Raw genomic sequence first — 11580 nt, forward strand, 5'->3', positions numbered from 1 at the left:
CGCGGGGTGGGTGCAGGCGGTGAGGAGTGTGTTGAATGGGCGAAAGCAATCGGGTGGGTGCAGGCGGTGAGGAGTGTGTTGAATGGGCGAAAGCAATCGCGAGCAGGCTCGCTCCCACAGGGGKYCTATGTCGACCYCATTACCGAAGTCAACGCAGTTCCAATGTRGGAGCGAGCCTGCTCGCGATAAGGTCCGCAGGACCTTCCWGCAATCTCAGAGCCGGCCGWAYKCCCGCGCCGTACGATCCACCGCMCGCAAGGTTTTGCCGACCCGTTCATCCACTTCTTCACGCGTGGCAAGAATGAAGGAAAACCTCGGTAGYGSGCACTGCAAAAGGGCGCCGYGGGCGGGGGTGCGCGGGGTGGGTGCAGGCGGTGAGGAGTGTGTTGAATGGGCGAAAGCAATCGCGAGCAGGCTCGCTCCCACAGGGGTTCTATGTCGACCTCATTACCGAAGTCAACGCAGTTCCAATGTGGGAGCGAGCTTGCTCGCGATAAGGTCCGCAGGACCTTCCAGCAATCTCAGAGCCGGCCGTATTCCCGCGCCGTACGATCTACCGCGCGCAAGGTTTTGCCGACCAGTTCATCCACTTCTTCACGCGTGGCAATCAGTGCCGGAGCCATGATCATCCGGCCGAGTGTGGAGCGAATGATCACCCCTTCTTCGAAGCCAATCGTGCGGCAGCGCCAGGCGATGTCGTTCTCGTTGGCGAAGCGTTTGCGGCTGGTTTTGTCCTCGGCCAACTGCAAGGCCGCGACCATACCCACGCCCTGGATATCACCGACCAACGGGTGATTGCCGAACACTTCGCGCAGGCACTTTTGCAGGTACGGGCCGATGTCGTCCTTGACCCGCGTGACCACACCTTCATCGCGCAAGGCCTTGAGGTTGGCAATCGCCACTGCCGCCGCCACCGGGTGCCCGGAATAGGTCAGGCCATGAGCGAATACCCCGCCCTGCTCCACCAACACCTGGGCCATTTTTTTCGACAGAATCAGCCCGCCCATGGGGATGTAGCCCGAGGTCAGGCCCTTGGCAATGGACAAGGTGTCGGGCTCGAAACCGAAGTGCTCGTGGGCGAACCATTCACCGGTGCGCCCGAAGCCGCCGATCACTTCATCGGCACACAGCAGCACATCGTATTTACGGCAGATCCGCTGAATTTCCGGCCAGTAACTCTCTGGCGGAAAGATCATCCCGCCAGCGCCTTGGAACGGTTCGGCGATGAAACCGGCGACCTTATCGGCACCCAGTTCAAGAATCTTCTCTTCGAGTTGCTGCGCTGCTCGCAGACCAAACTCGGCGGGCGTGAGGTTGCCTTCATGGGCGAAAAAGTACGGTTCGTCGATGTGCGCAATGTCTGGAATCATCCCGCCCATTTCGTGCATGAACTTCATCCCGCCCAGCGCCGTCGCGGCCAGGGTCGAGCCGTGGTAACCGTTCCAGCGRCCGATCATGACTTTCTTCTCGGGCTTGCCGAGGATTGTCCAGTAGCGCCGTACCGTGCGGATCAGCACCTCGTTGGCCTCGGAGCCGGAGTTGGTGTAGATCGCGTGGCTGTAGTGCCCCGGCAGCAAGCTGAACAGCAGTTCGGAGAGCTCGATCACCTGCGGGTGGGTGGTGTGGAAAAACATGTTGTAGTACGGCAACTGCTCCAGTTGCTGGCTCGCCGCAGCCGCCAGGTCCTTGCGCCCGTAACCGAGGTTGGTGCACCACAGCCCGGACATGCCATCCAGATAACGCCGACCGTCGTTGTCCCACAGATGCAGGCGGTCGCCACGGACCATCACCCGTGGCCCTTCGTCGTTGAGGGCTTTCTGATCGACGAACGCGTGGATGTGATGCGCAGCATCGGCGGCCTGGTAGTCGCGGGTTTCACGTGGGGTGGTCATCGCCAGTTCTCCGTTTTTATTGTCAGCGCAGTTGAAACCAGGTGGTCTTCAACTGGGTGTATTTATCGAATGAGTGCAGCGACAGGTCGCGACCAAAACCGGACTGCTTGCCGCCACCAAAAGGCACCGTTACGTCGAGCGCATCGACGCTATTGACTGACACCGTCCCGGCGCGCAATTGACGCGCCACGCGGTGGGCGCGGTTGAGGTCGTCGGTCCACAGTGACGCGGCTAGACCATAGACGCTGTCGTTGGCCAGTTGCAGTGCGCAGGCTTCGTCATCGAACGCCGTGACCGCCAATACCGGGCCAAACACTTCGTCGCGAAACAGCGGCATGTCCGCCGTCACACCAGTAAAAATCGTCGGCTGAATGAAGTTGTCCGAGCCGTTGAAAATCGACTGCCGACCGCCGCACACACGCTTCGCACCCTGGCGTTCAGCCTGCTGGATGAATTTCATGATTCGCGCCGTTTGCCGGCTGTCGACTATCGCCCCAGCCGTACTCGACGGGTCCAGCGGATCGCCCGGCTGCCAGCGCTCGACCTGGACCTTGAGGCGCTCGACAAACTCATCATGGATCGAGCGTTCCACCAGCAGCCGCGAGTTGGCGGAGCAGACTTCGCCCTGATTGAAGAAGATCCCGAACGCGGCTTTCTGCGCCGCCAGGTCGAGGTCCTGACAGTCGGCGAACACCAGATTGGCGCTCTTGCCGCCGCACTCCAGCCACACCTGTTTGAGGTTCGACTGCGCCGAGTACTGCATGAAATATTTGCCGACTTCAGTCGATCCGGTGAACACCAGGCAATCGATGTCCGGGTGCAAACCCAAGGCCTTGCCGGCCTGTTCACCGAGGCCCGGCAGCACGTTGAGCACGCCTGCCGGTACACCCGCTTCCAGCGCCAGTTCGCCCAGACGCAAGGCGGAGAATGGCGATTGCTCGGCCGGCTTGAGGATCACCGAATTGCCGGCGGCCAGCGCTGGTGCAAGTTTCCAGGCGGCCATGTCCAGCGGAAAATTCCACGGCACCACCGCGGCCACCACGCCAAGGGCTTCGCGGGTGATGGTCGCCAGCACGTTCTGCGCACTCGGCGCAATCTGGTCGTAGAGTTTGTCGAGGCTTTCGGCGTACCAGCGAAACACCCCGGCGGCGCCCGGCACGTCGATGGTGTAGGCGTCCATCACCGGTTTGCCCATGTTCAGCGAATCGAGCAGCGCCAGTTCTTCGCGGTTGGCCATGATCAGCTCGGCCAACCGCAGCAGCACCTGTTTACGCTCACTGGGTGAACGCGCCGACCACACGCCCGACTCAAACGCCTGTCGCGCGCTGATCACCGCTGCATCGACGTCTTCATTACCGCAAGCCGCCACCTCGGCGAGAACAGCGCCAGTAGCCGGGTTGATCGCGGTAAAGGTTTGCCCGGACTGCGCCGGCCGCTGGTTGCCCTCAATCAACGCCTGCCTACGAAACTGCAGTGCGGCGGCCTGGCCTTGCCAATATTCAAGCTCGAACACGTTCGGATGCTCCTTGGACTTTTTATTGTGCAATCGATGGTGGCTCAGGCGGCTGCCGGGGAAAAATAGTAAATATGTGGTCGCAGGCCATGAAAAAACTGGGCAGCCAAACTCCCCGCGTGCGCGCCATGTGGTTATTGTTCAAGCACAACAAAACCGTCGCCGCAGTGGATAAGGGCGGTGCGCAAATTGCTTGGGTTCAACGGTCAAGACTGGCGTCGAACCCATCCACCCCGAGGTTTGCTGTGGCTGCCTACAATCTGCGTCAATTGAAGTACTTCATTACCACCGTCGAGTGCGGCAGCGTCGCCGAGGCTTCGCGGAAGCTGTACATCGCCCAGCCGTCGATTTCCACGGCGATCAAGGGTCTGGAAAACAGCTTTGGCGTGCAGTTGCTGATTCGTCACCACGCCCAGGGCGTTTCCCTGACACCCAGCGGCGCACGCTTCTACCGCAAGGCTCAGGAGCTGCTGCGCATGGCCAAGGAGTTCGAACAGAACGCCCTGGCCGACAACGACGTGGTGTCCGGGCAGATCGATATCGGCTGCTTTGAAACGGTCGCGCCGTTGTACCTGCCGCAATTGATTGCCGGGTTCTCGGCGCTGTATCCGGGGGTGGAAATCCGCATCCGCGACGGCGAGCAGCAAGAGCTGGTACAGAACCTGACCTCGGGCGCTTTCGATCTGGCGATCCTCTACGAGCACGACCTGGACGCCACCATCGAAACCGAACCACTGATGCCGGCGCAACGGCCTTACGCGCTGCTGCCGGCCGATCATCGTTTTGCCCAGCAAGCGCAAGTGTCCCTGCGTGACCTGTGCCTGGAACCAATGATTCTGCTCGACGTGCAGCCGAGCCGGACCTACTTCGTCAGTTTGTTTGAAGAACTTGGCCTGACGCCCAGAATCGCTTTCAGCTCGCCGTCGATCGAGATGGTGCGCGGGATGGTTGGCCAGGGTTTCGGCTTTTCGATTCTGGTCACCCGGCCGCATTCGGAATGCACCTATGACGGGCAGAAAGTGGTGTGCGTCGACATTGTCGAAGACGTCACCGGTTCGGGGTTGGTGGCGGCCTGGCTCAAACGTGGGCAACTGACCAAACCGGCGCAGTTGTTTGCCGATTATTGCCGGGAGCAACTGACCGCCAAGGCCCGTCCCTGATCGCTGGTCGTTACACCAACAAGCCCAATTCCTTGGCCCGAGCCACGGCCTGGGTGCGGCGTTCGACACCGAGTTTGCTGTTGATGTGGCTGGCGTGGGTTTTGACGGTATGCAGCGAGATGAACAGCTGATCGCTGATTTCCTGATTCGAGCAGCCTTGGGCGATCAATTGCAGGACTGCCTGTTCGCGGACGCTGAGGGCTTCACCGGGGTGCTGCGGCTCAACCGTCTCGCGGGCAGCGGCTTGGGGCAAGCGCTCGATCAGGCTCTCACGCAGGGCACCGGCCGGACACTGCGCCAGTTGCTCACGCAACCAGTCCGGGTGATCGCGCAGTAACCCGCCAAAAGGTTGCAGCACGCCACCGGCCGCCGCCTCGAAGGCCTGCCCCAACGCCTGACGCGCTTCAGGTTCACGGCCATTATTCAGTAGCAGTGCCACCTTCTGACTCAACGCCATCACGCTGAGCATCTGCCTTCCGGTCTTCTGCCCATGTTCCAGCAGTGCGTTCAGCCGCCCTTCCGCCAGCATCGGCTGCCCCTGGATGGACTCCAGCAGCGCTTGTTGCAATTCGATGTGCAGCGGCATTTGCGGATGAAACTCCGGTGGTGCCGCGGCGTGCTCGCCGTTGTAGGTCTGACCGAGTCGCGCCAGCCAGGCTTCGGCCAGATCGGTGCGCCCCTGAGCCAGCCACAGCTCGCATTTCACCAGCGTGATCATCGCCAGGTAGTAAATCGGCGGCACGTCCCAGATGTGCATCAGCCGTTCGGCCTCGGCCAGTTCGGCAAACGCCCGGGCGAACTCGCCGTTGCAGCCTTCAAGCTTGGCGATCACACAATGACCGATCAGCACGCTGATATCGCGACAGGCCCGCGCTTCGTTCAACCCCGTCCGCAATCGCGCCAGCCCGGTTTCGGGTTGCAGGAGCAGGGTCAGCAGAAAACCTTCATACAAGGTCAGGCGCGCGCGAATCGCATACAGCCGCTGCGACGATAGACCCTGCAAACGTTGCTGGCCCTGATGCACTTCATCCAGCGAGCGAAGAATTTCCCCGCGCGCTTGCAGCACCCGTGCGCGGTCGTAATGGGCCAGCGCCTCGAACAGCGGATTACCGACCCGTTGCGCCAGCTCCAGCGACTCACGGTTCAAACCCCGGGCGCGCCACAGGTCCGCGTCGGCGATCGCCAGGTTGGACAAGGTCGACAGGCACATCAAGCGCTGCCCGTAGCGTTTGTGCGGCAGGCTCTCCAGCGCTTCGGTGCAATACAGCAGCGTCAGTTCACGCTGGCCGCGACCACGAGCGATGATCCCGCTGAGCGCCAGCCACTGCGCCAGCATGGATTTCTGCGCGGTGGCCGACGGTGCCGGCAGGAAGCGACTCAAGTGATTGGCCAACTCTTCAGCCGCATCAAGCTGGCAGGCCAGACCCAGCGCCCAGCTGTACAGCACGATCAGTCGCGGGGTGCTGATCAGCAGGCTGTCGGGCAAGTCCATTTTCCAGCGCAGCAGCATGCCGACGTTCTGTTCGGCCAGCAGTTGTTCTTCGGAAAGGTTCTGTACCAGGTTCGCCGCTACATCCAGGTGCCCGGCGCGCAATGCCTGCTCTACCGCTTCATCGAGCAAACCCTGGGCGTTGAACCAGCGGCAGGCGCGCAGGTGCAGGCTGGCGGTGGGCACCATGGCATTGGCGGTCGGCCGACTGCGCAACAGGTCGGAAAACAGATGGTGATAACGGTACCAATGACCGTGCTCGTCGAGCGGCACCAGGAACACTTGATGGGACAGCAGAAAGCGCAGGATCTCGGCGCTGTCATGGGCTTCGCGCACCGCATCGCAGAGCTCGCTGCAGAAGCGCTCTTGCGGTGCGGTGTCGTACAGAAACGACTGCACTTCGGCGGGCAGGCAATCGATGACTTCTTCAAGCAAATAGTCGCGTATCAAGCCCTCGCCACCGTGCAGCGGCTGCGGCAACGCGCCGCCATTGCGCGCTTCAGAGGCGGCCAGCAACCAGAAACGCAGCCCCGCGACCCAACCTTCGCTGCGCTGGATCAAACTCTCCAGCGCCTCGCCGCGCAATGAGCTGCTGTGTCGATCCAGCAGGGTCAGGGATTCGTCGTGGGTCAGGCGCAGGTCCTGTTCGCTCAGCTCAAGCAATTGCCGCGACAGGCGCAAACGCGCCAGGTGCCAGTCGGGACGCTGGCGACTGGTCACCAGCACCAGCAGGCCATCGGGTAAGTGATTGAGGAAAAATTGCAGGCAGCGATCGAGCACCGGGCCCTGGGCCAGATGGTAGTCATCCAGAACCAGCAGCAACGGCGTGCTCGGTGACAGGTGAATGGCCAGCTCATCGAGCAGCCCGTCCAGCCATTCTTCGAAGGCGAACGGTTGATGGCGTTGACGCATTTTCAGCAGGCCGAGGGCCTGGCTGCCTAGCTGTGGAAAATAGTTTTGCAGGCCGTCAAGCAACCGTTCGAGGAAACGTCCGGGGTCATTGTCGCGCGGGCTCAACCCCAGCCAGAGACTTTGCCAATGCGCCGGCAGGCTCTGACAGAACTCTACCGCCAATGAGCTTTTACCGAACCCCGCCGGCGCGCTGACCAGCAGCAATCGCCCCTGCAACCCGGCGCTCAGCCGCTCGCACAGACGAGGCCGCAGCACATAGCTGTCGGGCAAGGGGGGCCGGTAAAACCGCCCTTCCAGCACAGGCATTGCCGCGCCGGATGGCCTTTGGATTCGGAACAGGTCAGTCATAGCCAACTCTTGTTTAGGTGCTGTTGTCGGCATTGCAGATGTCCGCAGACTAGCGGTAAACCGGAGCGGATTGAAGGTTCCTGCTACAAATGGCTACAAAAAGACTACGAACTAAAGTTGCGGGGCTGGTGATGCACCGATCTTTTTTCGAGACAAAAAAAACGCCCCGAACCAGTCGGGGCGTTTTTCGAGGATGCGGCCTCGGTGTTACGACACGTTAGCGAACACCGTCCTGAGCCAGTGCAGCCGGGGTGAAATCACTGGTGCTGGCGGTAAAGCCGAAGTCATACGCACGTTTCTCTTCGTTCTTCATCCCCAGTGCCAGATAGCGCCCGGACTGCAGGTCGTAGAGGGTTTCCAGGGCATACCACGGCACTTGCTGGTCGTAGTAGTTCTCGGCATGCGCCTCAGCCACACGCCAGAGTTGACCACGGCCGTCGTAGTGATCGATGACCGCGGCTTGCCAGGTGTCTTCGTCAATGTAGAAGTCACGCTTGGCATAAATGTGGCGCTGACCTTCCTTCAGGGTCGCAACCACATGCCAGACGCGACGCAGTTCGTAACGCGCCAGGTCCTGGTTGATATGACCGGCCTTGATGATTTCGTCGTACTTGAGCGCCGGCGAGTCGAGCTTGTAGCTGTCGGAGGCGATGTACATCTCTTTCTTGCCTTCGAGCTTCCAGTCGTAACGATCCGGAGCACCGTTGTACATGTCCAGGTTATCGGAAGTACGCAGGCCATCGGCAGCGGTACCCGGGCCGTCATAGGACACTTGCGGGGCACGACGCACACGACGCTGACCGGCGTTGTAGACCCACGCCGAACGCGGTTCCTTCACCTGGTCGAGGGTTTCATGCACCAGCAGCACGCCACCGGCCAGACGCGCCGGCGCGGTCACTTTCTGCTTGAAGTAGAACAGGATGTTGCCCGGGTTTTTCGGGTCGTAATCCTTCATCTTGTCGCGGAACACGAACTGGTCCTGGAAGTACACCAGGCTGTAGGAGCCGTTCGGTTGCGGCGTGGCCTGGGTCACCAGACGGGTCACGCTGCCACCGCGATAGCGGGTGATGTGGTTCCAGATGACTTCGACGCCGCTTTTCGGAATCGGGAACGGCACGGCGGTTTCGAAGTTTTCCAAGCCGTTGCCGCCGGACACCAGGTTGGTGTTGGTGGCGTTCTTCTTGATGGCGGCGAACACCTGATCCGGCACGGTCGCGCCGCGATGAGACGGGTAAACCGGCATTTTGAAGGTGTCCGGGTAACGCTTGAACATCGCGTATTGGCCCGGCGCCAGTTTGTCTTTGTACTGGTCGACGTTTTTCGCGGTGATGGTGAACAGAGGTTGCTCACTGGCATACGGGTTGGACAGGAAACCCTTGCTGTCGACGGTGCCGGCGTTTTTCGGCATGGGTTTCCAGGCCGGGATCGAGCCATCGGCATTGCCTGCCATTTCCGCACCCATTGGCGTCAGGCTCTTGCCCAACTTGTCCGCTTCAGCAGCCGGAACCGCTGCCATGACTGCGGTCGCCAGCAGCGAAAGCCCGAGGACACCCGCTTGCAACAGACTTTTGGTTACTTTCATATTCTTGTTCGTCCTGAAGATGCAGTGCTTAGAAGTTCACGCCGACGCTGAGCGCAACGAAGTCGCGATCATCCACGGTGCTGTACTTGCCGCCAAAGAAGTTGGTGTACGCGAGGCTCGCGGTGTAGGTGTTCTGGTACTCGGCATCGAGACCCAGGCTGACCGCTTTGCGACCTTCCTCGAAGTTGCCGCCAGGGCCTGGCGAGTAACCGCTGACGTCATGGGACCAGGCGACGTTGGGCTTGAGGTTCACGCCGGCGAAGACGTCCGGGTATTCCCAGATGGCGCGTGCGCGGTAGCCCCAGGAGTTGGCAGTGGTGAAACCGTCGCTATTGCAGTTGGTACTACGGTTGTTCGTCGCAGCGCCTGCCCCGGCACCGTTGATGGTGGAGGTGTTAAGGATCTGCGAGCAGGTGTCCAGAGCACCCGTGGCGGGCAGTTCGCCTGGGCCGAAGACCGGATCGCGGCCATAACGGACATCGGACTTGCTTTCCAGGCCACCGACGTGAGTCAGTCCGACTTCACCCACCACGGTCAGACGCTGGGCGCCCATGACCTGATCGAAGAAGTGCGTGAAGGTGGTCTGGATCTGGGTGATTTCCTTGCGGCGATAGCCGTGCAGGTCTTCCCCAGGAACACCCTGGAGCAGCGAAGCATTGGTCAGCGCGCCCCCCAGCGGACGAACACCGGCGAACAGGATATCGGTGGAGTTCAACTGCACCGGCGCATTCGGCCGGTAGCTGATCTCACCGCTCCACGCCGTACCGGTAGGCAGGGTGGTGGAGAAGCTCAGACCGTAGAGGCGGATGTCTTCCGGGTACTCGACGAAGTACTGCGAGTTACCCGCGACCAGCAGCGGACCGAGGGCCTGGAACGGCCCCGGCAATGCCTTGACACCGTTATAGATCGACTGCGGAGCACCGGTAGCACTGAAGATCGGTGCACGGCTGTGGTAGTTCATGAAGTAGGCACCGAACTCGGTGTCCAGCGGATCGAACATGTACTTGAAGGCCGCGCCCCACTGGCCGCTATTGCTCGCCTCGCGGTCTTGCCCGCGACGCACCAGTACACCCTCTTCGTTGACGTTGACACCGTTCGCAGCCAATGGCCCCAAGGCGATGGGCGGGATGGTCGAGCGCTTGTTCAGCACGCGCAGATTGTCCGTGCAACCGTTGGCAATGATGTCTGGCTGGGAGAAGAACGTGCCGCAGTTGTCGACAACGGTCTGGTCCCAACCAATCTGGTAGAACGCTTGGGCCGACAGGTTCTCGGTCAGGCTTTGCGAGATGTAGAACATGTTGACCGGGATCAGGCCTTCCTTGATCTCGGCACCCGGGCGACGGAATGCGGACACGTCGATCGGGTTGATCGAGTTGATGCCGCCACCGATGAAGGTACTTTCACCCCAGTTGACCACCTGTTTGCCCAAGCGCACGGAACCCGGCTCATCGGCAATGGAGTAGTTGTGATAGACGAAGGCGTCGAGGATTTCCCCACCCGACGACTTGGCGCCTTCCTTGCGTCCGTCATTGCTGACGTTCTTGAATTCCAGGTCCTGGTTTTGCAGCGCGAAGTCGTACCAGTATTTACCGCGCACGAAGACGCCGGTATCACCGTATTTCAGTTCAAGGTCATGGATGCCCTTGAAGATTTTCGAAAAGGCTTGCCCGCTCTTGAAGTTCAAGTGACCGTCATCGGAGGTCTGGGACAGGCCCTTGCCACCATTGTTGACACCAATCAGGTTCTTGTTCGGCTGTTGGGTGGACACACTCATGCCCAGGGAGAGGGACGAGTCGAACTGACCTTCGATTTCACCGACGTTGAAACTGACGCCGAAGGCAGGCCCGGCGAGCGTAGAGGCGAGACTGACTGCCAGAGGCAGTTTTGCCCGGCGCCAGAACTGGTTTATTGATGTCATCGACGCTACTCCATGTGCTTTTATTGTTATGGCATTGAGCACTTCTAAAAACGCTCTGAATAACGGGGAGCCCATGTCGTCCCGAAGTCATTCAAAGTTGCATCGCCCCGTTTTGTGCGTTTGCCCCGTTCTTAAAAATCCTTGAGCGGACTATAGCCAGCAGGTAGTACTGCTTGATCCCTCTAAAGTGTGATTTGCAGCCCCCACCACTCTGGAACAGTCCTGTTGCCAATCCGACAGATGTCGGCCCGGCAAGGATGGCTGAAAATTCTGAATAAACAAGCCAAGCGCTTGCTTGGTGGGCTTGCCGGGCCCTTTCGGGCCCGGCAAAGGACGCTTACAGCGTCGAAAGGAAGGTGCTGTTGCTGGCTTGCCATTGTGCGATGTCGACGCGGATACGCTTCTTGTCGAGCTTGCCGACACTGGTCTTGGGAATTTCAGTAACAAGGGCGATCTGGCTCGGGATGGCCCACTTGCTCAGGTGCCCCAGCTCGACGAAAGGCTTGAGGTGTTCCTTGAGTTCCCGGGCGCCTATCGCATGGCCTTCACGGAGCACCAGCAAGGCAAACGGGCGTTCGCCCCATTGCGGGTCAGGGATACCGACCACTGCTACTTCGCGTACCCCCGGATGGCGGCTGATCAGGTCTTCGAGGTCCAGGGAGGAAATCCACTCGCCACCGGTCTTGATCACGTCCTTGATCCGGTCACGGATGTCGATCACCCCCATGCTGTCCAGGGTCGCCACATCGCCCGTGTGCAGCCAGCC

At 60.6% G+C, this 11580-nt stretch carries 7 protein-coding genes; 1 reads left to right on the forward strand and 6 read right to left on the reverse strand.

The features are described from left to right. Nucleotides 1–521 precede the first annotated feature (521 nt). Both AC1DH9_RS10005 and AC1DH9_RS10010 read right to left on the reverse strand, forming a co-directional pair. A complete protein-coding gene (locus AC1DH9_RS10005) occupies nucleotides 522–1892 on the reverse strand; it encodes an aspartate aminotransferase family protein (RefSeq protein WP_442114811.1) in 1371 nt (456 codons plus the stop codon). 22 nt (nucleotides 1893–1914) lie between these two features. Continuing rightward, nucleotides 1915–3405, reverse strand: a complete 1491-nt coding sequence (locus AC1DH9_RS10010; protein WP_427543251.1) for an aldehyde dehydrogenase — start codon at nucleotides 3403–3405, stop codon at nucleotides 1915–1917. Nucleotides 3406–3650: 245 nt separating this feature from the next. Here AC1DH9_RS10010 and AC1DH9_RS10015 point away from each other — a divergent pair, with 245 nt between their 5' ends. Beyond that, nucleotides 3651–4565 carry a LysR family transcriptional regulator gene (locus AC1DH9_RS10015; protein ID WP_054598237.1) on the forward strand — a complete coding sequence of 305 codons (915 nt, stop codon included), beginning with the start codon at nucleotides 3651–3653 and terminating at the stop codon, nucleotides 4563–4565. A 10-nt stretch (nucleotides 4566–4575) separates the two neighbouring features. On the opposite strand, the gene AC1DH9_RS10020 is transcribed toward AC1DH9_RS10015, so the two are convergent. The 4 genes from AC1DH9_RS10020 to AC1DH9_RS10035 form a co-directional block, all read right to left on the reverse strand. Next, nucleotides 4576–7314, reverse strand: coding sequence for a winged helix-turn-helix domain-containing protein (locus AC1DH9_RS10020; RefSeq protein WP_427543248.1), 2739 nt, complete (start codon nucleotides 7312–7314; stop codon nucleotides 4576–4578). Between the two features lie 217 nt (nucleotides 7315–7531). Beyond that, on the reverse strand, nucleotides 7532–8896 hold the full coding sequence (locus tag AC1DH9_RS10025) for a DUF1329 domain-containing protein (protein WP_427543245.1): 1365 nt from the start codon (nucleotides 8894–8896) through the stop codon (nucleotides 7532–7534). Between the two features lie 28 nt (nucleotides 8897–8924). After that, a complete protein-coding gene (locus tag AC1DH9_RS10030) occupies nucleotides 8925–10814 on the reverse strand; it encodes a DUF1302 domain-containing protein (RefSeq protein ID WP_427543242.1) in 1890 nt (629 codons plus the stop codon). Nucleotides 10815–11151: 337 nt separating this feature from the next. Beyond that, the coding region (locus AC1DH9_RS10035; protein ID WP_477808112.1) for an AMP-binding enzyme at nucleotides 11152–11580 on the reverse strand (429 nt) is incomplete at its 5' end.

It is taken from the genome of Pseudomonas sp. 05T35 (genome assembly GCF_056396605.1).